Source organism: Mycobacterium toneyamaense (assembly GCF_055384815.1).
Genome location: NZ_AP040333.1, coordinates 4,524,811 through 4,545,822, shown reverse-complemented (window position 1 = coordinate 4,545,822; position 21,012 = coordinate 4,524,811). Strand labels below are relative to the sequence as shown.

Below are 21,012 nucleotides of genomic sequence, written 5' to 3'. Positions count from 1 at the left end.
TCGACTCAGGAGAGCCAGTATGCCCGCACCGTCAGCGCAGGTTTTCGATCGTCTGCGTCAACTGGCCGCCATTGAGAACATCGACGCCCGGCCGACCCGCACCATCGACGAGGTGTTCACCGGTAAGCCACTGGCCACCATCCCGGTCGCGACCGCCGAAGATGCCGAGAAGGCGTTCGCCAAAGCGCGTGCCGCCCAACGTGATTGGGTCAAGCGCCCGGTCGCCGAGCGGGCCGCGGTGATCGCGCGCTACCGCGACCTGGTTCTCGAGAACCGGGAATTCCTCATGGACCTGCTGCAGGCCGAAGCCGGCAAGGCGCGGTGGGCGGCCCAGGAAGAGATCATCGACCTGTTCGCCAACGCGGACTACTACGCCAAGGTCGCGGCCAAGCTGCTCAAGCCGCGCCGCGTCGCGCCGCTGCTTCCGGGCCTGAACCGGACCACCGTCGCCTACCAGCCCAAGGGTGTCGTCGGCGTCATCTCGCCGTGGAACTACCCGATGACGCTGACGGTCTCCGACGCCGTCCCCGCCCTGCTCGCGGGCAACGCCGTGGTGCTCAAGCCGGACAGCCAGACCCCGTACTGCGCGCTGGCCTGCGCCGAGCTGCTGTACCGCGCCGGTCTGCCGCGGGCGCTCTACGCCGTGGTCCCCGGACCGGGCTCGGTTGTCGGCACCGCGATCGCCGACAACTGCGACTACCTGATGTTCACCGGCTCCTCGGCCACCGGCAGCCACCTCGCCGAGCACGCCGGTCGTCGCCTCATCGGGTTCTCCGCCGAACTCGGCGGCAAGAACGCGATGATCGTCGCCCAGGGTGCCAACCTCGACAAGGTGGCCAAGGCCGCCACCCGTGCCTGCTTCTCGAACGCCGGCCAGCTCTGCATCTCGATCGAGCGCATCTACGTCGAACGCGACATCGCCGACGAGTTCACCCGCAAGTTCGGTGACCAGGTGCGCAAGATGCAGCTCGGCACCGCCTACGACTTCAGCGTTGACATGGGCAGCCTCATCTCCGAGGGCCAGCTCAAGACCGTCTCCGGTCACGTCGACGACGCGAAGGTCAAGGGCGCCAAGGTGATTGCCGGTGGCAACGCCCGGCCGGACATCGGCCCGCTGTTCTACGAGCCGACCGTTCTCACCGACGTCACCTCCGACATGGAGTGCGCCAACAACGAGACCTTCGGCCCGCTGGTGTCGATCTACCCGGTCGCCAACGTCGACGAGGCCATCGCCAAGGCCAATGACACCGAGTACGGGCTCAACGCCAGCGTGTGGGCCGCCTCCATCGAGGAGGGCGAGCAGATCGCGTCGCGCCTGCGGTCCGGCACGGTCAACGTCGACGAGGGTTACGCCCTGGCCTGGGGCAGCCTCGGCGCACCGATGGGCGGCATGGGCATCTCGGGTGTGGGCCGCCGGCACGGTGCCGAGGGTCTGCTGAAATACACCGAATCCCAGACCATTTCGACGTCCAAGGTGCTCAACCTCGACCCGCCGTTCGGCCTGTCGAAGTCGCTCTGGCAGAAGTCGCTGGTGCCGATCGTGCGCGCAGTGACGAAACTGCCCCGGCACTGACGGGCACCGAGCCCGCCGCCACCAGGGTGCCGGCGGGCCGGCGGTAATGTGCGGCTATGACGCTGAACCTCACCGCTGACGAAGTGCTGACCTCGACTCGATCGGTGCGTAAGCGACTCGACTTCGAGAAGCCCGTGCCGCGCGAGGTGATCATGGAGTGTCTCGATCTGGCGCTGCAGGCGCCGACCGGCTCCAACAACCAGGGCTGGCAGTTCGTCTTCGTCGAGGACGAGGCCAAGAAGAAGGCGCTGGCCGACATCTACCGCACCAACGCCACCCCGTACCTCGCGATGGACGCACCGCAGCGCGGCGACATGCGTGACGACCGGGCCGGCGCGGTGAAGAGCTCGGCGGAGTTCCTCAACGAGAACTTCGAGAAGGCGCCGGTGCTGATGATCCCGTGCCTGGAGGGCCGGCCCGACCGCGCCGAGGCCGGCATGCAGGCCTCGTACTGGGGCTCGCTGCTGCCGGCGGTCTGGAGCTTCATGCTCGCGCTGCGCTCGCGCGGACTGGGCTCCGCGTGGACGACACTGCACCTGCTCGGCGACGGTGAGCGGAAGGCGGCCGAGCTCCTGGGCATCCCGTTCGAGCGCTACACGCAGGGCGGACTGTTCCCCATCGCCTACACCAAGGGCACCGATTTCAAGAAGGCCCAGCGACTGCCGGCCGAGCAGCTCGCCCACTGGGACACCTGGTGAGCTGAGGCGTCGGCTCGGTCAGATGCCCTCGGCGAAGCCGAGCTGACGCCACGCCTCGTACACCGCGACGGCCGCGGCATTGGACAGGTTCAGCGACCGCCGGCCCGGGATCATCGGGATCCGGACCTGCTGGGTGATGTGCGGGTCGGCGAGGGTCTCGGGGTCCAGGCCGGTGGGCTCGGGGCCGAACATCAACACGTCGTTCCCCTGGTAGGCCACGTCGGCGAACGACGAATTCGCGTGCGCGGTAAAGGCGAACACCCGTGCCGGCAGGAGTGCCTGCCAGGCGGTCGGCAGATCGGGGTGCACCGTCACCGATGCCAGATCGTGGTAGTCCAGGCCCGCGCGACGCAGTTTCGGCTCGGACAGGTCGAAGCCGAGCGGCTCGACCAGATGCAGCTCGGCGCCTGTGGCGGCGACCATCCGGATCGCATTGCCGGTGTTCGGCGCGATCCGGGGTGAGTAGAACAGCACCTTCAGTGCCACCGTGGCGCCTCTCTGTCTGGGTCTAGGTGGGGCCGAAGTAGGTTACTGTGCTGCCGCTGAATCGGCGGCGCCATGGGGCACCTGGTTCAGATCCGCATGCGGTGACACCAGGGCGTCGAGTGCGGTCAGGCACAGGTCGACGGCGGCGTCACGAGAAAAGCTCTGCAGCTCAAGCCATTCCAATGCCACTTCGCGCACCAGCGCCAGCCATCCGGACAGCGCCACCGACACCAGATCGCGACCGGACCCCGCGAGGTCCAGGGCGTCCAGTGCGTGGTCGCGCAGCCGGGTGAGTTCGAAGGTGATCGGGCTGCGCACCGCGGGATCGGCGGCTATGGCGCTGCGATTGGCGATCATCATCAGCGTCAGGTTCTGCTCGTAGAACGTGAAGTGCGCGACGAGCGCACTGCGGATCTGGGCCCGCACGGTGTCGACGGCGGTGAAGTGCGAGTCGTGAGCCAGCTTCTCGTGCGCCCGCGCCCAGAGCGCCGCGAACAGTTCCTTCTTGCTGGGGAAGTAGTGGTAGATCAAAGCCCGCGAGATTCCGGCCTGCGCCGCGATGTCCTCCATCGCCACCTGCTCGAACGGCAGGACAGAGAATGCCGCCATCCCGAGATCGAGGATCTGGTCCCGACGTTGCTCGGGGGTCAGCCGGCTCCGTGCCATCTAGGCACTCTAAATCACCAATACCGCGCGCTTTTACCACACAACTGTGCAACACATAGGTCACGAACGCTGTTCGTTGGATGTGAAGCATGGAAACGGCTGCTCATCGCTGTCATACTGCGACAGATTGCCAGGCGGATTTCCCGTGCCCGAGTGGGCTGATAATCCGGCGGGGAACACCAATATGAACCAAGCGCCTGTAACTGTTTGCGGACCGATGGCCGGCGGGAAAGCCGAGCCGCGATGACTGCTGCGCAACAGTTTTCGGCAGCTGATCAGGTCACCCGCGCGCCCGCGAAACGCCCGTCGCGCTTCGCGCCGTCGAATTGGCCGGTCGCCTGGAAAGTTTTCGCCATCGCCTTTGTGCCTTTGGCGCTGGCCGGCACGTTCGGCGGAATGCGTATCTATTCGGGCTGGACGGACGCCGCGGATTTGCGCCGCGCGGCGGACCGCGCCGAAATGGTGCCTGCCATCGAGAACTACATGGCGACGTTCGACGCCGCGATACTGGCCACGTCCACCGGCGGAGACGCGCAGCAGGCGCTGAGCGCCTACGACGAGAGCAAACGACGGCTGCAGCACCGGCTGGGGGAGACCGATGTCGCCACCGACGTCGGTACCGGCATCAAAACCCTGCTCGACGGAGGCCAGGGGCTGCTCAACAAGGTCGCGGCCAACAGCATCGGACTGCGTGAGCGCGTGACGTCGTACGCGCCGCTCCTGCTGACCGCCGAGGACACGATCACCGGTTCGGTACGCATCGACGACGAGAAGATCCGCGCCCAGACGCAGGGTCTGAGCCGGGCCGTCGGCGCCCGCGGTCAGATGATGATGCAGCAGCTGCTCGTCACCCTCGGCGGCGAACTGCCGGACAACGAACTGCGCAGCTCGATGACCACCCTGGCGGGCACGGAGCCGTCGACGTTGTTCGGCATGAGTGAAGTGCTGGGCGTCGGCTCGCCCGAAGCGCAGAAGCTGGCCCAGGAGATGGTCAAGCGGATGTCGATGATGTCCGATCCCAATGTGCCACTGGTCAACAATCCCGACCTGAGTCAGTCGATCCAGACCACCAGCGGCATCGCCGGCAAGGTGCTCGACAGTGTGTCTGCGACCGTCGTCTCGGCGGTCGACGATCAGGCCAACGCCAAGCGCACCGAAGCCATCCGTGATTCGGTCATCGTCGGCGCCGTCATGGTGCTGGCCCTGCTCATCGTGTTGTACATGGCGCGGACCCTCATCAGGCCGCTGCGGCGGCTGCGCACCAGCGCCCTCAAGGTCGCCCACGAGGACCTGGTCCGCGAGCTCGACGAGGTCCGGTCCGGCGCCGACGTGACCGTCCGCCCGTTGCCGGTGCAGAGCACCGAGGAGATCGGACAGGTTGCGCATGCGGTCGACGAGTTGCACGAACAGGCCGTGCTGCTCGCCGGTGAGCAGGCCCGGCTGCAGCTCCAGGTCAGCGACATGTTCGAGACGCTGTCGCGGCGCAGCCGGTCGCTGATCGACCAGCAGCTGACCGTCATCGATCAGCTGGAGCGTGACGAACAGGACCCGCAGCGGCTGGCCAAGTTGTTCCGGCTGGACCACCTCGCCGCGCGGATGCGGCGCAACGGCGCCAACCTGCTGGTGCTGGCCGGCACCAACGTGCCGCACGAACAAGGCGAGCCGGTGCCCGTGACCGCGGTGATCAATGCCGCGGCGTCCGAGGTCGAGGACTATAAGCGAGTGGCCATCGTCGCTGCCCCCGACACCGAGATCCACGGTTCGGTCGCCGGCGATCTGGTGCACATGATGGCCGAGCTGCTCGACAACGCGCTGCGGTACTCGCCGCCGACTTCGGAGGTGCAGGTCTCCGCGGTGCACGCGCCCAACGGTGCACTGGTGATCGAGGTCAGCGACGGCGGTCTGGGGATGACCGAAGCCGATCTGCGCATGGCCAACAGCCGGCTGCGCTCCGGCGGCGAGGTCAACACGTACACCGCGCGGCACATGGGCCTGTTCGTGGTCGGCCGGCTGGCCACCCAGCACGGCCTCGTCGTCCGGCTGCGCGACACCGTCGAGGGGGACCCCGAATCGGGCACCACCGCCGGCATCTACGTCCCCGTCGAACTGCAGGCCGGGCTGCCCGCCATCCCGGACTTCGGCACCTACTGGGACGGCTCGTCGACCGCCGAGACCGGCGTGACCGACCTCCCGGGCCTGGGTCCCGACACCGGCGGGTTCGCGACGTTCGGCGCCGTGGCGCAGCCGCTCGCTCAGCCCCCGGCGCCGCCCGCGCCCTCGGTGGAACCGGCATTCGTGGAACCGCAAACCCGCAACGGCTTCGGTGCCGGAACGGCCGACGCGGGCGACCTCAGCGGCGTCAACCTGCCGCAGCGCAATCCGGGAGCCAGCGGCATCGCCGGCCGTACCGAGTCGCCTGCCGAGCGGCCCGCTCAGGCGCCGACCGACACGTCGTCGTTCTTTGCCGCCCGGGCCCAGACGCCGCCCGCGGCGCCCGAACCCGCGCGTCCGGCGCCGGAGCCGGTCCGCCCGACGCCCCCGCCTGCGCCGCCGGTCCGTCCCGCCCCGACGCCCCAGCCGAGCCCCACCGCCGGAAGTGAGGACGCCATCTACCAGAAGATGCTCTCGGAATGGCTGATCGACGATCCCACCCAGTTGGCGAACAGCACCGACCTCGACTGGCAGACCGTGTGGGACCAGGGCTGGTCGGCGGCGGCCGCCGCGCAGGACGCGCCGGTCGTCGAGCACACCGAGGCGGGCCTGCCGGTCCGCCAGCCCGGTGCCCGGCTGGTCCCCGGCGCGCCCGACGAGGGCGGACACCCCGAAGGCTCCGACGAGGGAACACTGCGGCGGGATCCCGCCGCAGTGCGGGCCAGCATCAGCGGACATTTCGGCGGCGTGCACGCGGGCCGGTCACAGTCCCGGGACACGGGAGGCCGGTGATGACACGTACGACGCAGCGCGAGTCGCTGGATTGGCTGGTCACGAAGTTCGCCGACGAGGTGTCGGGGGTGGCGCACGCCATCCTGGTGTCGGCCGACGGACTGCTGATGGCCGCGAGTTCGCGGATGCCCACCGAGCGTGCCGACCAACTCGCGGCCGTCGCCTCCGGGCTGGCCAGTCTGGCCACCGGCGCCTCCCAGCTGTTCGACGGCGGGCACGTACTGCAGTCCGTGGTCGAGATGGAGCACGGATACCTGTTGCTGATGCGCGTCGGCGACGGCTCGAACCTCGCGACGCTGGCGACCCGGTCGTGCGACATCGGCCAGATCGGCTACGAGATGGCGATCCTCGTCGAACGCGTCGGGACCGTCGTGCAGTCTGCCCGCAGGACCCGATAAGGACACCTCATGGAGCCGACATCTGACGCCTGGGAGTCCGCATTCACCGCGGAGCAGCCCAGTCTGGTGCGGCCCTACACGCTGACCGCGGGCCGGACCACCACCGAGATCGAGCTGCCCATGGAGGCGCCGATCTATCCGCTGGCGGGCGCCCCGGCGACGCACTGGCCCGGCAACGACGTGCGCGGCGAAATTCTCAAACTCGGTTCCACCCGGCCCTCGGTGGCCGAGGTCGCGGCAAAGTTAGCAATACCACTCGGTGTTGCGCGTGTGCTGATCGGCGACCTCGTCACGCAGGGTTATCTTCAAGTACACGCCACGCTCGGCACCACGGCGAGCATCGACGACCGGCGTGACTTGATCGGGAGGACACTGCGTGGCCTACGGGCACTCTGATCGGCACGCCCCCGCGTCGACGAAGATCGTCATCTCGGGTGGGTTCGGCGCCGGTAAGACGACGTTCGTCGGTGCGGTCTCCGAGATCATGCCGCTGCGCACCGAGGCCATCGTCACCAACGCCTCGGTAGGGGTCGACGCGCTCGCCGGCACCCCCGACAAGAACACCACCACGGTCGCCATGGACTTCGGCCGCATCACCCTCGCCGACGACCTGGTGCTCTACCTGTTCGGCACACCGGGGCAGCGCCGGTTCTGGTTCATGTGGGACGACCTGGTGCGCGGCGCCATCGGCGCGATCATCCTCGTCGACGTCCGCCGGTTGCAGGACAGCTTCGCCGCCGTCGACTTCTTCGAGGCGCGGGGTCTGCCGTTCATCATCGCCGTCAATGAATTCGACGGTGCGCCAAGGCATCCCGGCCACGCGGTCCGCAAGGCGCTGGCGCTACCCGACCACATCCCGGTCGTGACCGTCGACGCGCGGCAGCGGCAGTCGGCGCGCGACGCGCTGATCACCGTCACCGAATACGCGCTGATGAGGTTGGGCGCCCCGGCCTAACGAGCCAGGTCCCACTGGCCATAGTCGGCCGCCAGGATGTCGTCCTCGTCGACGTGGATGTCGCCGATCATGGTGCCCGGGTCGGAAGCTGTCACCACTGTCGCCTGATACAGCACCGCCATCGGCGCGCGGGCGCCGCCGGACCAGGCCCGCGTCTGCCACGCCCAGCGATGTCTCGGGGTGGTGGAGCGGCCGATGACGCCGTCGTCGGCCGCCCAGGTGACCTGGCGGGCACCGCCGTAGATGCCGGTGCGCTGCACCCCGAGGACCGAATTGATGCCCTTGAACCATTGCAGCGCAACGTTTTTCCACGTGTCGGCGGAGATGTCCTCGTCGACGCTGAAGAAGATCGGCGCGGTGTCCGGCCCACCGGCCGCGCCATGCAGTCTCAGTGCGGTGCGGGCGTCGGCCACGCCGCCGTCGAAGCCGCGGGTGAAGTCCGACGGGCTGTTCACCCAGCCCGGCTTGCCGTACTGGTAGACGCTCACCACGTGCAGACCCGCTGCCCGCAGCGCGTCGGTGTAGCCGCGGCTGACGGGCTTGAAGTCGAACGTGGCACCCGGTCGTAGCTCCGACACGTAGACGATGACGCCGGTGTAGCCGGCGGCGGCGACCTGGTCGACGGGTACCTGGAGATGCGTGAAGTCGATCAGTTTGCCGTTGTCGGCGGAGCCGACGGGTTTGCCGTTGTCGGCCAAGGCAATCGGGGTACTCAGCGCCGCGGCCAGTCCGGCGGCGGTCAGCGTGAGGAAACCACGTCTCGACAGGCGGTCAGCGGGGCGTGCCAGGTCTGCCATGGGGGCTATCGTACGAACTCGTGACGGTTCCCGACGAGCACTGGCAAGACACGGAATTCACCGGAGTCGTCTTTCGTGACGAGTACGACGGGGACCTCAGTCGGCTGCGCACCGAGCGGGTCGTCTTCACCGACTGCGACTTCAGCGGCGTCGACCTCACCGAGTCCGAGCATTCCGGCTCAGCGTTCCGTAACTGCACCTTCCGCCGGACCTCGCTGGCGCACAGCACGTTCCGGCATTGCACCCTGCTGGGGTCGACGTTCACCGAGTGCGCGATGCGGCCCATCACCATGGTCGAGGTGGACCTGCGGCTCGCGGTGCTGGCCGGTTGCGATCTGCGGGCGGTGGACCTGACCGACTGCCGGCTGTCTGAGGCCTCGCTCGTCGGCACGGACCTGCGCAAGGCCGTGCTGCGCGCGGCCGACCTACGCGGCGCGCGGGTGCAGGACGCGAAGTTCGAGCAGGCGGACCTGCGCGCGGCCCGCACGGATGCGACGTTCTGGACCACTGCCGGGTTGCGGGGCGCCCGCATCGACGTCGACCAGGCCATCGCCTACGCCGTCGCCCACGGCCTGGACCTGTCCAGCTAGCCCCTAGTCGGCCTTGAGCCGGATCCGCCAGCGCACGAAGCCGAGATAGCAGGCCGACAGCAGCAGCAGGGCACCGATGTCGGTCCACCACGCGCCGGTGGTGTGGTGCCAGAACTTGTCATTGGGCAGCACCGGCTCGGGGACCAATCTGGTCAGATCGATGGTCGAGGCCGACGATGCGAAACCCCACCGTGCCGGCGTGAGCCAGGACAACTGGTCGAGCACCACGCGGCCGGTGACCGGAATCAAGCCGCCGGAGAACACCAACTGGCTCATGACGGCCACCACGAGCAGCGGCATGATCTGCTCGGCGGATTTGGCCAGACCGGACAACGCCAGACCCGTCATGGCCGCGGCCACACACGTCATCGAGATGTCGACGAACATCTCGAGGCTGCGGCTCGGTATCACCGAACCGTTCGTGACCGCTCCGGCGCCCCAGCCTTTGCCCATGATCGTGATGGCCACGACGATGGACGACTGGACGACGGCGAAGGCAGTGAACACCGCGACCTTCGCCGCCAGGTACGCGGTGGTGGACAGGCCGACGGCCTGTTCCCGCCGGAAGATCGCCCGCTCACCGATCAGCGCGCGAATGGTCAGCGCGGTGCCCATGAAGATGGCGCCGACGTTCATCATGACCAGGATCTGGCCGGGTTCGCTCGGTGCGGCGCCGAAATCAGGTGGGCCGGCGGCGAGTGGTTTACCGAAGCCCACACCGGATTTGTTGGGGCCGCCACCGGGCACCGAAAGGGACAGCACGCCCATGATGAACGGCAAGAACAGCAGGAACGCGGTGTAGGCGCGGTCGGCCAGGATCAGCTTCACCTGGCGTCGGGCGATGGTGGAGAACTGTCGCAGCAGCGACGTCTTCGCCGGCGCACCCAGGTCGGCCGGTGTCGCCGCGGGTGGCTGTGGTGGCGGCGGGCCGGAGCGCTGCAGGAACTGCTGGTGGGCCGCCTCTGGATCGCCGGCCACCGACGAGAAGATGTCGGCCCAGTTGGTGGTACCCAGTTCGGGACCGATCTGGCTGGGCGGGCCGCAGAAGGCCGTCATGCCGCCCGGTGCCAGCAGCAGCACCTGATCGCAGACGTCGAGGTAGGTCAGTGAGTGGGTGACCACCAGCACCACACGACCGGCATCGGCCAGCTGGCGCAGCATCGTCATCACCTGGCGGTCGAGTGCCGGGTCCAGGCCGGAGGTCGGCTCATCCAGGATCAGCAACGACGGACCGGTCAGCAGCTCGAGCGCTACCGACGCACGCTTGCGCTGACCGCCGGAGAGCTTCGCGACCCGGGTGTCCAGGTGCTTCGTCATCTCGAGCTCTTCGAGCACCTGCATGACGACCTGCTCGCGGTCTTCCTTCGTGGTGTCCGGCGGCAGCCGCAGCTCCGCGGCGTACATCAGGGCTTGCCGGACGGTCAGGTCGCCGTGCACCACGTCGTCCTGCGGCACCATGCCGATTCGGGAGCGCAGCGAGGCGTACTCGGCGTGGATGTCGTGGCCCTCGAACGTGACGGTGCCACTGGTCGGATGGGTCAGGCCGGCGACCTGCTTGGAGAACGTCGACTTGCCGGCGCCGGACGGGCCGATCACCGCGGTCAGCGTGCCGGGGCGGGCGTCCAGCGAGATGTTGTTCAGCAGGGTCTTGTTGCCCTCGATGGTCCACGTCAGGCCGTGGACCTCGAGACCGCCGGTGCGGGTGTCGGCGGTGGTGACGGTGCGGCGGGCCAGGGTGCCGCCGCTGTAGACGAGGTCGACGTTACCGATGGTGACGGTGTCGCCATCGCGGAGCATCGCCTCCTCGACCCGCTGGCCGTTGACGAAGGTGCCGTTGATGCTGCGGTTGTCGATGATCTGGGCACCGCCACCCGCCGACGGGATCAACGTGGCGTGGTGCCGCGAGGCCAGAACGTCGGGGATGACGATGTCGTTGTCGGTGCCGCGACCGATCTTGATGGCTCCGGCCGGCACCTCGGCGTTGCGGCCGGGCCGCAGGATCTTGAGCATCGTCGTGCCGAGGTTGTTCTCGCTCGGCCGCGCCACGGCGGTCGGGCCGAACTGGGTGGCGGGCGAGCTCGACTCGTCAGGCGCGATTCGCGCCGGCGCCGGCCGGGACATCGGTGCGGACGGCGGCGCGTACTGCTGGGGTGCGGTCGGGTAGCGCGGCGGCTGCTGGCCGTACTGCGGCTGCGGCCCGCTCGGGTACTGCGGCTGCGGACCTGACGGGTACTGCGGCTGCGGACCTGACGGGCTGAACGTCTGGGGGCCGCTCGGGTATCGCTGCTGCGCCGCTGACGGCGGGGTGTACGGCTGCTGGCTCGGCCAGGTCGTGCTGGGCCGGTTGTTGGTCGACGGCGTCGGCGTGACGGGCATGGACGTCGTCGGCGGTGTGCCGGCCGGGCCCAGGTGCTGGCCGACCTCGAAGGTCAGCAGTGGGCCGTCGGGGTTACCGATGTTCACCGCCGAGCCGTCGTGCAGGTCGGCGGCCGGGACACGCTGCCCGTTGACGTACATGCCGTTGAGGCTGCCGTTGTCGACGGCGACCCAGCGGCCGTGGTCGAAGCGCAGCATCAGGTGCGCACGCGAGATCAACGGGTGGGCGACGCGGAAGTCGGCGCGCAGATCGCGGCCGACTACGACATCGTTTCCCGGGGCGAACGTGCGCGTGGTGGCGTCATGGCGAACGGTGAGCGCTGGCAATGCGGCTGGTCCAGTCATCGAAGGCAACTCTATCCGTTGCCGGGGACTTTCCTGGGGACCAGCCGGGTCAGTAGGGCTTGCCGGTCACGACGCAGTGGGTGCGGCTGTAGATGGTGGGCATGCACAGATTGCAGTGTGTGCAGCCCGATTTCACTGTCTTGTCGGCTTGGATGCGGTTGAGTAGGTCGGGTTCGGCGAGCAGGGCGCGGCCCATCGCGACGAACTCGAAACCTTCGGCCATGGCCAGATCCATGGTTTCGCGGTTGGTGATGCCGCCGAGCAGGATCAGTGGCATCGACAGTTCGGCCCGGAACTGGCGGGCCTGCTCGAGCAGGTAGGCCTCCTGGTACGGGTACTCGCGGAAGAACCTGTGGCCGCTCATCCGGATGCCCCAGCTGATCGGCGGCCTGAAGTTCGCGGCGAATTCCTTGACCGGGGCATCACCGCGGAACAGGTACATCGGGTTGACCAGCGAACTGCCGGCGGTGAGTTCGAGCGCGTCCAGGGCGCCGTCCTCTTGCAGCCAGGTGGCGGTCTGCAGCGACTCCTGGATCGGGATACCGCCCCGGACGCCGTCGCTCATGTTGAGTTTGGCGATCACCGCGATCCGATCACCCACGGCCTGCCGTACGGCCTGCACGGTGCCGCGGGCCACCTTGGCGCGGTTGTACAGCGAGCCACCGAACTCATCGCGGCGCTTGTTGATCAACGGCGACAGGAACGAGGACGCGAAGTAGTTGTGGCCCAGGTGCACCTCGACGGCGTCGAACCCGGCCTCGATCGCCAACCGGGCGGCGTTCGCGTGCGCGGCCATCACATCGTCGATATCGGCGCGGGTGGCCTTGCGGGCAAAGCGCATCGACAGCGGGTTGAACAACCGCACCGGCGCCAACGCGGTGGCCTTGTTGGTGCGGGCATTGGCGACCGGGCCGGCATGCCCGATCTGCGCGCTGATCGCCGCCCCCTCGGCATGCACCGCCGCGGTCAACTTCTGCAGCCCCGGGATCGCCTCCGGGCGCATCCACAACTGCCACCCATCGGTACGCCCACCCGGGGCCACCGCGCAATAGGCCACCGTCGTCATCCCCACCCCACCCGCAGCGGGCAGCCGGTGATACCGGATCAGATCATCGGTGACCAGCGCATCCGGCGTCGCCGCCTCGAACGTCGCGGCCTTGATGACCCGATTACGCAACGTGATCGGACCGAGCTTGGCTGCACTGAAAACGTCAGTGGACACATTGGGCTGGGTGTTCACATTCGGCAGCTGACCACGCGGTCTTGGGTGGTGTCAACGGGTGTTCCCGCGGGCCTGACACAATGTTCGCCGTGGGTGCAATCACGCTGGACGGCAAGGCCACACGCGACGAGATCTTCACGGACCTGACGAAGCGGGTGGCGGCGCTGACCGCCGCCGGCCGGACGCCGGGTCTCGGCACGGTCCTGGTCGGTGACGACCCGGGCTCGCACGCCTACGTGCGTGGCAAGCACGCCGACTGCGCGAAGGTCGGCATCAACTCGATCCGCCGGGACCTGCCGGCCGACATCAGTCAGTCTGAGCTGAACGCCGTCATCGACGAGCTGAACGCCAACCCGGAGTGCACGGGCTACATCGTGCAGTTGCCGCTGCCCAAGCACCTCGACGAGAACGCCGCGCTGGAGCGCATCGACCCCGACAAGGATGCGGACGGACTGCACCCGACAAACCTGGGTCGGCTGGTGCTGAACGAGCCCGCGCCGCTGCCGTGCACGCCGCGCGGCATCGTGCACCTGCTGCGCCGCTTCGAGGTACCGATTGCCGGCGCGCATGTCGTGGTGATCGGCCGCGGCGTCACCGTGGGCCGGCCGATGGGCCTGCTGCTCACCCGGCGTTCGGAGAACGCGACAGTGACGTTGTGCCACACCGGAACTCGTGATCTGCCGGCCCTGACCCGGCAGGCGGACATCATCATCGCCGCGGTCGGCGTGCCGCACATGCTGACCGCCGACATGGTCAAGCCGGGCGCGGCCGTCGTCGACGTGGGTGTCAGCCGTGTCGACGGCAAGCTCGCCGGTGACGTGCACCCCGATGTGTGGGAGGTGGCCGGTCATGTGTCGCCCAATCCGGGCGGTGTCGGCCCGCTGACCCGCGCTTTCCTGCTGGCCAACGTGGTCGAGGCGGAAGAGGCGAAACTGTCTTGACCGCAAAGGAATTCGCCCGCAAGGTGTTCGCCGGCCAATGGCCGATCCTGTCGGTGGGCGTGTTCTTCGTGGTGGCGTTCGCGTTGGTGGTCGGCGGCTATTGGCGCCGCGGTGCGCTGGTGATGGCGATCGGTGTCGGTATCGCGGCGGTTATGCGTCTGCTGCTGACCGATGACCGCGCCGGCCTGCTCGTCGTGCGCAGCCGGATCATCGACGTCGCGACAACAGCATCGGTCAGCGCCGTCATGTTGTACGTGGCGTGGACCATCAACCCGTTGGGTACTGCTTAATTACTGCCGCGGCCCAGTGCCTCAAACCGTCGAGAGCAGTGCGACCGGGCCGTCCTTGCGCAGTTGTGCCGGGGTGACCCCGAACCAACGCTTGACCGACCTCGTCATGGACGACTGCTCGGAGTAGCCGAGGACGGCCGCGACTTGGCTCAGGGGCAGCTCGGTTTCGAGCAGCAGCCGGCGCGTCGCAGACCGGTAGACGTCGGCCCGGATGTCCTCGAACGTGGCGTTCTCGTCTGACAGTCGTCGCTGCAACGTACGGGGATGCATGTCGAGCAGATCGGCGATCTCCGCCTTGGTGCCCCGATTGGCTCCGATGGTGCTCTTCAATGTGCGCTGTACGCGTTCCGAAAGGCGCTGTCCGGCTGCGGGGTACCGGGTGGCGATGTAGGCGATCGCTTGGCTACGCAGGCGAGGCTTGATGGACTGGATCCGGGCGTGCAGCACATTGCGCTCCAAATGTATTGCCGCGTATGGCTGTTCGAAGGCGACGGGCGCATCGAAATGCGAGCGGTAGGCACTGCGTTCGCCGACCGGCGAGTGCGGGAGCGATACGCCTTGCAGGCGCAGTGGAATCGGCGAAAGAGTCTGTGCCATCCGGTATGTCGACGACAGGTACGCGTCGATCAGCTGTCGCTGCGGGACTGCGCGCTCGAGTTGGATGTCGAAACGCACCGTGATGCAGCCGGGCAGGTGCGGGCTGGGGTCTTCGATGACCAATTCGTAGCAAGGGCTGTGAAAGAACAGGTACCGCGATGCGTTGGCTGTCGCCTCGTACACCGTGTCGCTGTTCTGCACGACCACGGCGAGCAAGCCCAATATCGACAGGTCCTGACGGCTGCCCAGCCGGAGACCGAGCGTGGGGAGCCGGTGCTGCCGGGCGGCGTTCTCGAGGAGGATCGCGACGGCGTCGAGGGGGACCATCGTTTCGGCATCGTGCAATGCAGCCGGGTCCAGCCCGCTCTGCCGGTACAACCGGTCGGGGTCGCCGGAAAGTTCGCGGATGAATGGGGCGAAGTCCTGCAGCACGCCGGCTCTGATCGACTCGTCCACGTTCGTCAGTGTCGAAATCAGTGTCTCGATATGTCAAGAGCGATTTCCCGGCCGGACCGAAGATCACGGGGTGAACTTCGATGAGTACCGCAGATACGACGCCACCGGGTTGGCGAAGCTGGTCGCCGACAAGGAGGTGTCGGCCCCGGAATTGCTGACGCTGGCCCGGGACCGGGCCGCAGTGGTGAATCCCAAGATCAACGCCATCGTCCGCGAGGTACCCGTCACGACACCGTCGGACGAGCTCAGTGGTCCATTTGCGGGTGTGCCGTTCCTGATCAAGGACCTGGGACAGGACTACGCCGGCTTGCCGAGCTCACACGGCTCCCGTTCATTGAAATCGTTGCCGGCCAAGGAACACGCGACGATCGTGCAGCGCTGGATCGACGCGGGGTTGGTGATATTCGGCAAGACCAACCTGCCGGAGTTCGGGGCGAAGGCCATTTCCGAACCCGAGGTCTGGGGGCCCGCGCGCAATCCATGGGATCTGACGCGGACGCCGGGTGGATCGTCGGGCGGTTCGGCCGCTGCGGTAGCCGCGGGAATCGTGCCCTGCGCCGGCGCGAACGATGGTGGCGGATCAACACGTATCCCGGCGGCCTGCTGCGGACTGGTCGGGCTGAAGCCAGGACGCGGGCTGACCCCTTTCGGGCCCGGCGGCGGTGAGATGATGCATGGCGCGGCGGTACAGGGCGTGGTGTCGCGGACGGTGCGCGATACCGCCGCGATGTTCGATGTCATCAGCGGAGGTGAGGCCTGCGGGCCCTTTGTTCCGGGGCTACCCGGATCGCCGTTCGTGTCGGCTGTGGGCGAGAACCCTCCGAAGCTGCGGATCGGCGTGCGGGTGCCGTCGGCGATCACGCCGGCGCCGCACCGTGAGGCGTTCGCGGCAGTGGAAGCGACGGTGCGCACCCTGACCGAACTCGGCCACCACGTGGAGGAACTGCCTCAGGCGCCGTTCGACGACGGTGAATTGGCGCGCGACTTCCTGCTCACCTGGTTCGTGTTCTTGGCTTGGGAAGTCGCCGATGCCAAACGGCTGACGGGCGCGCGCGACGACGCGTTCGAACGCGAGACGCTGATCATGGCCGCGCTGGGGCGCGCGACCAGCAGCGTCGACTACGTGGCGGCTGTTCAACGGCGCCACGACCATGCCCGTCGGCTCACCACGTTCTTCGAGTCCTACGACCTGCTACTGACGCCGACGCTGGCGACGCCGCCCCCGAAGATCGGCGAGTTCGACCTGCCGACCGCACTGCGGCCCGCGGTCGATGTCTTGCTCAAGACCCGCACCGCATCCTTCCTGCGGTACACGAAAATCGTCGACGACATGGTGGAGAAGAACCTCGGCTGGGTGCCGTATACGCAGTTGGCGAACTTGACCGGCCGCCCGGCCATCTCGTTGCCCTTGCATTGGACCGCGGACGGACTGCCGCTCGGTGTGCAGTTCGTGGCTCCGCTCGGAGGTGAATCGCTACTCATCCGGCTGGCCGCTCAACTCGAAGAAGCGATGCCCTGGGCCGATCGCGTCGCGCCGCTTTAGCGGCGATACCCTCCCCGTCGTTCGCGCCAGGAATTGAATCGGACTAAAGTCCGTTTCATTCTGTCGAGTCACCGACCGTGAGAACTTCAGCCCTGAGGAGCGCATCATGAACACTGCACTGTGGATCGTCGCCGGCGTACTGGCATTCGTCTTCGCCGGAAGCGGCATCATGAAGCTGGCCCTGCCCAAGGAGAAGCTGGTTGCGCAGGGCCTGGGCGCACTCGCCGACGTGGACCCGAACGCCATCCGCGGGATCGGCGCGGCCGAAGTGGCCGGCGCGATCGGCCTCATCGTGCCGCCGCTCGTGCACATCCTCCCGGTACTCACCCCGCTGGCCGCCGTCGGCCTGGCGGCGGTCATGGTCGGCGCCATCGTGACGCACGGTCGGCGCAAGGAGTACCCCAACGTAGCGGTCAACGTGGTGCTGCTGGGCCTGGCGTTGTTCGTCGCCTGGGGCCGGTTCGGCGCCTACGCCTTCTGATCCACCGGGATTTGTGCACGATTTTCCGCGGTGACCGCGGAAAATCGTGCACAAATCCCTGTCAGTGACCGGCGGTGCGGGCGAGGCGGTCCTCGTGGATCTGCACCAGTTCGCGGAAGCCGAGGCGGTGATAGTGGGGCACCGGTTGCACGCCCCAGGTGTCCTTCGCGGTCTGCTGGCCCGCGGCCTCCGGCGGCCCGCCGAAGGGTGCACCCGAAAAGTCGTACGGGAACTTGCATTCCAGCGTGTCATCGGAGTAGCGCACCTTCATCAACTCGCTGCAGATCTCTCGGAATGACAACGTCGGCCAGCCGTACCAGACGGCCAGCGCCGGCATGGTGAACGATCCCTCGATGACGAGTCCGAACAGGCACACGAAAAGACCGCGCTTGAGCCACTTGTGCATGTTGGCGTAGACGGGCGTGGTGCCCAGGGGGAGGGCGGCTGTCGATTCGGCTTCGGTGGTGGTCATGGAATTCCTTTAGTCGCTGAAGATTTCGCGATTGACGGTGTGCAGATATGGGATGGCCAGGAACGGCGTGATGTAGAAGATGTCGTACAGCCACCATCCGACCACCGGGAAAACCACACCGGCATAACGGATGTCGGCGAACATCGTCATGTTGAACGTGTAACCGATCCAGATGACGATGCCGAACCAGCAGGTGATGATGAGCCACTGGTGACCCCACCGCTTCATCTGCAGGAACGCGATACCGGCGGCAATGCGCATGGTGAACACCGTCAGGATCAATGCGACTTCCCAGGCCTTCTCGCCCGGTGCGCCGGCCCCACCGATCCACAGTTCGTTGTAGTGCCAGAAGTATCCGGCGTCGAACATGTTGCCCCACGCCGTGATGATGGTGCGGTTCAGCAGCGTGTGGTTGGCGAGCAGATCCAGTGACCACCCGATGCTGTTGAGGGCGGCATCGAGGATCACCAGATAGCCGATGAGCGTCACGATGATGGGTCGTACCGACAGGCCGGCCTTCTGTGCGCGCCGTTGCAGCCACACGCCGCGCAGGAAGAACGGCAGCCCGACGAAGCCGATGAACATCGACCCCATCAACAGGGTGCCGGTGATGAGCCAGCGGTCGGCTTGTCGTTGCGCCAGCCGGGATTCGTCGTGGTGCTGGTCGTAGCTGAGGGTCGGGACTGCTGTCGTACTCACAGTGACCACCAGCCACGGACGATCGACATGTGCAGCTGGATCAGGAACATCGCCAGCAGCCAGCCGTAGGCGAACAGCTGGAAGACGATCAGTGCCCGTTTGCGTTTGCGGTCCTGCTCATTCATGGCCGTGAAACTCCCTTTCTGACAGAGGTGTTCGTCCTCACCGGATTCCCGCCGGTTGCAGGCATGCGGCGGCGATCTCGCGCAGCCCCTCGCTGATGGCGCCGTCGCTGCTCAGCGGGGCCAGCATCGCGGCTTCGGCAGCCGACATCTCGTCGGCGCCTGCGGCGACCAGGTGCGCCGCCGAGACCAGCACGCGCGTCGACGGCGGCTCGAAATGGAAGGTGTCGTCGGCCTGGCGAATGCTGTTGGCGCACTGCACCAGCCGCATGGCGGCGCCGATGTCGATGCCCGTTTCGCCGAGGAGGACTTCGGCCTCGCGGTCGGGTGGCAGATAGGTCATCGCGATGGTGACGAAGCGCTGGCGGAACGACGGCTTGAGGTCCTTGAGCGAATGCCGGTACGCCGGGTTGTACGAGCAGACCAGCAGGAAGGAATCGGGTGCGGGCACCACTTCGCCGGCCCGGTCCAGATAGAGGGTGCGACGGTGATCGGTCAGTGAGTGCAGGATCGCCAGGGAGTCGTGGCGCGCCTCCACCACCTCGTCGAGGTAGCAGATGGCGCCGTCCTTGACGGCGCGGGTCAGTGGGCCGTCGGTCCAGAGCACGTCACCGCCGGCGACGACGAACCGGCCGACCAGGTCCGAACTGGTGAGGTCGTCATGACAGCTGATGGTGACCACGGGGCGCCCCAACAGGTTTCCCATGTGCTCGACGAAGCGCGTCTTGCCGCAGCCCGTGGGCCCGGTGAGCATGACCGGCAGCCGACGCTGATACGCCTGACTGAAAGTGGTCATCTCGTCGCCGGCCGGCAGGTATGGCGAATCAGTCATGCGGAAACCAACTCTCGGTGCACGTGCGCCAGGACGCGGGGAAGTTCCTCGATACGGCGGATTCGGCGGGATCGCCGGGAGCCGAAGACCTCGGGCAGTGGATCCACCCGGACCGGTCCCAGCCCCAGGTAGTAGACGCCGACGCCCGCCTCGTCGGCTTCACCGACGGCGTGCGCGACGTCGGCCCACGCGTACCGGCCTTCGTAGCCTTCGTCGGAGATCAGCCCGTCGCCGATCACGATGAGAACCCGGCGCTGCGCGGGCTGGGTCAGCAGGCGGCTGGTCAGGTGCCGGATGGGTGCGCCGAGTCGGGTGTAGCCGCCCGTCACCAGGCCGGACTTGCTGGGCAGTGCAAAGTGGTTGTCGCTGAAGTCTTTCAGGCATCGAACCTCGACGCGATGGCGGGTGTTGCCGCTGAAGACGAAGATGCCGTGGCGCTCGCGAGCCACCGTCATGGCTCGGGAAAGTGCATCGGCACAGGCCAATTCGAGGTCGAACACCCGGCCCTGATGAATGCCCAGCGACGAGCTGCCGTCCAGGAGTACGGCGGTGACGGTGTCGCGCGCACTCGGCAGCAAGGTGCGGAACACCTTCGGCTCCTGCTGCGACCCGGATCGCTCGTCCGCGTAGGCCGCCACATAGGCGTCGACATCGAGGTCGCTGCCGTCCTCCAGTCGGTTGACCATCGTGCGATGCGTCGGCTCGTCGAACCAGCGCCGGATGTCCGGCGGTGCGCCACCGCGGCGGTCGTGCCGGGTCTGCCGCCGTTCCAGGACCGCGACGTGATCGGGTAGGAACTGGCCACGCCACGAATTCCATTCGGGGTAGGGGATTCCCGCGCGACGGTCGGGCCGGACGTCGAGGTCGTCGTCTTCGGGCCGGCTGGCCGGTGGCAGGTTGGCGTTGCGCACCCCGCCCTCGCCGCCGACGGGGATCGACATCAGCCGTTGCGTGTCCGAGCGCGACGACGACCACGGCATGCGCCCGAGCGTGCGCCGGATCGCGCTCGCCAGCGTCCGGTTGGTCGGCGCGCTCAGCGGCGGTGCACCGAGCAGCGGGTAATCCGGCAGACGCTCGCGGGAGCGTGCCAAGGTATCTGTGCGGCAGAGAATTTCGTCCGCGGAGAGATCCGGGTCAGCCGGTTCCAGTCCGGGCAGCGCCCGACGCGCCTCGGACAGCAACCCGGGCCAGCGCCGCGCCACCCAGCCCAGCGCCGTTGCCCCCTCGACCTGGCGGAGCGCACCCAGTTCGCGCTCCGCCAACCGGTGCAGCGGGTACTGCGCGATGCGGTCTTTCGACGGCGCGCACTGCAGGGCGACACCACACGTGTAGGTCCGCAACGACCAGTCGGGGACGGGCGCGGGATACGGAACGTGGATGACGGACCGGCCGGCGCTGAGGCCGAAGCGGCGCTGCTCGCCGGAGATCAGATGCACCCCGGCCCGCCGTCGTTCGGACAGTGCCACCGCGGTCAGCGCACAGGCCCGTTCGAGCTCTGCGGCCGTAATCGATTGCGACACTTGCAGACCG

General features: G+C 67.6%; 22 protein-coding genes. 11 read left to right on the top strand and 11 right to left on the bottom strand.

Annotated elements, in window-relative coordinates:
* Positions 1-19: 19 nt before the first annotated feature.
* Positions 20-1,573 (top strand): succinic semialdehyde dehydrogenase, encoded by a 1,554-nt coding sequence (locus ACZ5IQ_RS21940; RefSeq protein ID WP_138250196.1) that lies wholly within the window; start codon positions 20-22, stop codon positions 1,571-1,573.
* Positions 1,574-1,629: 56 nt separating this feature from the next.
* Positions 1,630-2,271: a nitroreductase family protein gene (locus tag ACZ5IQ_RS21935; RefSeq protein ID WP_061007030.1), complete on the top strand. Its 642-nt coding sequence runs from the start codon at positions 1,630-1,632 to the stop codon at positions 2,269-2,271.
* A gap of 18 nt (positions 2,272-2,289) precedes the next feature.
* Here the strand turns inward: ACZ5IQ_RS21935 and ACZ5IQ_RS21930 are convergent, their stop codons facing one another.
* The gene (locus ACZ5IQ_RS21930; protein WP_082761748.1) at positions 2,290-2,751 is read right to left on the bottom strand and encodes a tRNA (cytidine(34)-2'-O)-methyltransferase; all 462 of its coding nucleotides are present in this window, start codon (positions 2,749-2,751) and stop codon (positions 2,290-2,292) included.
* A gap of 48 nt (positions 2,752-2,799) precedes the next feature.
* Entirely contained in the window at positions 2,800-3,423 is a 624-nt protein-coding gene (locus ACZ5IQ_RS21925) for a TetR/AcrR family transcriptional regulator (RefSeq protein WP_061007029.1), read from the bottom strand.
* Between the two features lie 243 nt (positions 3,424-3,666).
* Between ACZ5IQ_RS21925 and ACZ5IQ_RS21920 the strand changes: the two genes are divergently transcribed.
* From ACZ5IQ_RS21920 to ACZ5IQ_RS21905, 4 genes are read left to right on the top strand one after another with little or no spacing between them, the layout of a single operon-like run.
* Entirely contained in the window at positions 3,667-6,366 is a 2,700-nt protein-coding gene (locus tag ACZ5IQ_RS21920) for a HAMP domain-containing sensor histidine kinase (protein ID WP_464480273.1), read from the top strand.
* Positions 6,366-6,764: a roadblock/LC7 domain-containing protein gene (locus ACZ5IQ_RS21915; RefSeq protein ID WP_061001428.1), complete on the top strand. Its 399-nt coding sequence runs from the start codon at positions 6,366-6,368 to the stop codon at positions 6,762-6,764. The genes ACZ5IQ_RS21920 and ACZ5IQ_RS21915 overlap by 1 nt, the downstream gene beginning before the upstream one ends.
* A 9-nt stretch (positions 6,765-6,773) precedes the next feature.
* Entirely contained in the window at positions 6,774-7,160 is a 387-nt protein-coding gene (locus ACZ5IQ_RS21910; protein WP_212806725.1) for a DUF742 domain-containing protein, read from the top strand.
* Entirely contained in the window at positions 7,141-7,719 is a 579-nt protein-coding gene (locus ACZ5IQ_RS21905) for a GTP-binding protein (RefSeq protein ID WP_464480272.1), read from the top strand. Before ACZ5IQ_RS21910 ends, ACZ5IQ_RS21905 begins: the two co-directional genes overlap by 20 nt.
* Here the strand turns inward: ACZ5IQ_RS21905 and ACZ5IQ_RS21900 are convergent.
* Entirely contained in the window at positions 7,716-8,516 is an 801-nt protein-coding gene (locus ACZ5IQ_RS21900) for a DUF1906 domain-containing protein (RefSeq protein WP_464480271.1), read from the bottom strand. The genes ACZ5IQ_RS21905 and ACZ5IQ_RS21900 overlap by 4 nt on opposite strands.
* 20 nt (positions 8,517-8,536) lie before the next feature.
* Between ACZ5IQ_RS21900 and ACZ5IQ_RS21895 the strand changes: the two genes are divergently transcribed.
* Positions 8,537-9,106, top strand: coding sequence for a pentapeptide repeat-containing protein (locus ACZ5IQ_RS21895; protein WP_318986838.1), 570 nt, complete (start codon positions 8,537-8,539; stop codon positions 9,104-9,106).
* Positions 9,107-9,109: 3 nt separating this feature from the next.
* On the opposite strand, the gene ACZ5IQ_RS21890 is transcribed toward ACZ5IQ_RS21895, so the two are convergent.
* Positions 9,110-11,827: an FHA domain-containing protein gene (locus ACZ5IQ_RS21890; protein WP_464480270.1), complete on the bottom strand. Its 2,718-nt coding sequence runs from the start codon at positions 11,825-11,827 to the stop codon at positions 9,110-9,112.
* 49 nt (positions 11,828-11,876) lie between these two features.
* Positions 11,877-13,067 (bottom strand): NADH:flavin oxidoreductase, encoded by a 1,191-nt coding sequence (locus tag ACZ5IQ_RS21885; RefSeq protein WP_464480269.1) that lies wholly within the window; start codon positions 13,065-13,067, stop codon positions 11,877-11,879.
* A 71-nt stretch (positions 13,068-13,138) separates the two neighbouring features.
* On the opposite strand from ACZ5IQ_RS21885, the gene ACZ5IQ_RS21880 reads away from it, so the two are divergent.
* Together ACZ5IQ_RS21880 and ACZ5IQ_RS21875 are read left to right on the top strand one after the other, a co-directional pair.
* Positions 13,139-13,990 carry a bifunctional methylenetetrahydrofolate dehydrogenase/methenyltetrahydrofolate cyclohydrolase gene (locus ACZ5IQ_RS21880; RefSeq protein ID WP_464480268.1) on the top strand — a complete coding sequence of 284 codons (852 nt, stop codon included), beginning with the start codon at positions 13,139-13,141 and terminating at the stop codon, positions 13,988-13,990.
* The gene (locus tag ACZ5IQ_RS21875; protein WP_020104182.1) at positions 13,987-14,280 is read left to right on the top strand and encodes a DUF3017 domain-containing protein; all 294 of its coding nucleotides are present in this window, start codon (positions 13,987-13,989) and stop codon (positions 14,278-14,280) included. Before ACZ5IQ_RS21880 ends, ACZ5IQ_RS21875 begins: the two co-directional genes overlap by 4 nt.
* A gap of 21 nt (positions 14,281-14,301) precedes the next feature.
* Here the strand turns inward: ACZ5IQ_RS21875 and ACZ5IQ_RS21870 are convergent, their stop codons facing one another.
* Entirely contained in the window at positions 14,302-15,333 is a 1,032-nt protein-coding gene (locus ACZ5IQ_RS21870; protein ID WP_464480267.1) for an AraC family transcriptional regulator, read from the bottom strand.
* 70 nt (positions 15,334-15,403) lie between these two features.
* Here ACZ5IQ_RS21870 and ACZ5IQ_RS21865 point away from each other — a divergent pair, with 70 nt between their 5' ends.
* The gene (locus ACZ5IQ_RS21865) at positions 15,404-16,876 is read left to right on the top strand and encodes an amidase (protein ID WP_464480266.1); all 1,473 of its coding nucleotides are present in this window, start codon (positions 15,404-15,406) and stop codon (positions 16,874-16,876) included.
* A gap of 106 nt (positions 16,877-16,982) precedes the next feature.
* Positions 16,983-17,357 carry a DoxX family protein gene (locus tag ACZ5IQ_RS21860; protein ID WP_212806718.1) on the top strand — a complete coding sequence of 125 codons (375 nt, stop codon included), beginning with the start codon at positions 16,983-16,985 and terminating at the stop codon, positions 17,355-17,357.
* A gap of 61 nt (positions 17,358-17,418) precedes the next feature.
* Here ACZ5IQ_RS21860 and ACZ5IQ_RS21855 read toward each other — a convergent pair whose 3' ends face one another.
* Genes ACZ5IQ_RS21855 through ACZ5IQ_RS21835 form a run of 5 tightly spaced genes read right to left on the bottom strand, consistent with a single transcriptional unit; the run spans position 17,419 to position 21,002 of the window.
* On the bottom strand, positions 17,419-17,829 hold the full coding sequence (locus ACZ5IQ_RS21855; RefSeq protein ID WP_212806717.1) for a hypothetical protein: 411 nt from the start codon (positions 17,827-17,829) through the stop codon (positions 17,419-17,421).
* Between the two features lie 9 nt (positions 17,830-17,838).
* On the bottom strand, positions 17,839-18,528 hold the full coding sequence (locus tag ACZ5IQ_RS21850; protein ID WP_244872801.1) for a hypothetical protein: 690 nt from the start codon (positions 18,526-18,528) through the stop codon (positions 17,839-17,841).
* On the bottom strand, positions 18,525-18,653 hold the full coding sequence (locus ACZ5IQ_RS21845; protein ID WP_256370088.1) for a hypothetical protein: 129 nt from the start codon (positions 18,651-18,653) through the stop codon (positions 18,525-18,527). Before ACZ5IQ_RS21845 ends, ACZ5IQ_RS21850 begins: the two co-directional genes overlap by 4 nt.
* 37 nt (positions 18,654-18,690) lie before the next feature.
* Positions 18,691-19,482, bottom strand: a complete 792-nt coding sequence (locus ACZ5IQ_RS21840) for an AAA family ATPase (protein ID WP_464480265.1) — start codon at positions 19,480-19,482, stop codon at positions 18,691-18,693.
* Complete coding sequence (locus ACZ5IQ_RS21835) at positions 19,479-21,002, bottom strand: nitric oxide reductase activation protein NorD (protein ID WP_464480264.1); 1,524 nt, start codon at positions 21,000-21,002, stop codon at positions 19,479-19,481. The genes ACZ5IQ_RS21840 and ACZ5IQ_RS21835 overlap by 4 nt, the downstream gene beginning before the upstream one ends.
* Positions 21,003-21,012: the final 10 nt, after the last annotated feature.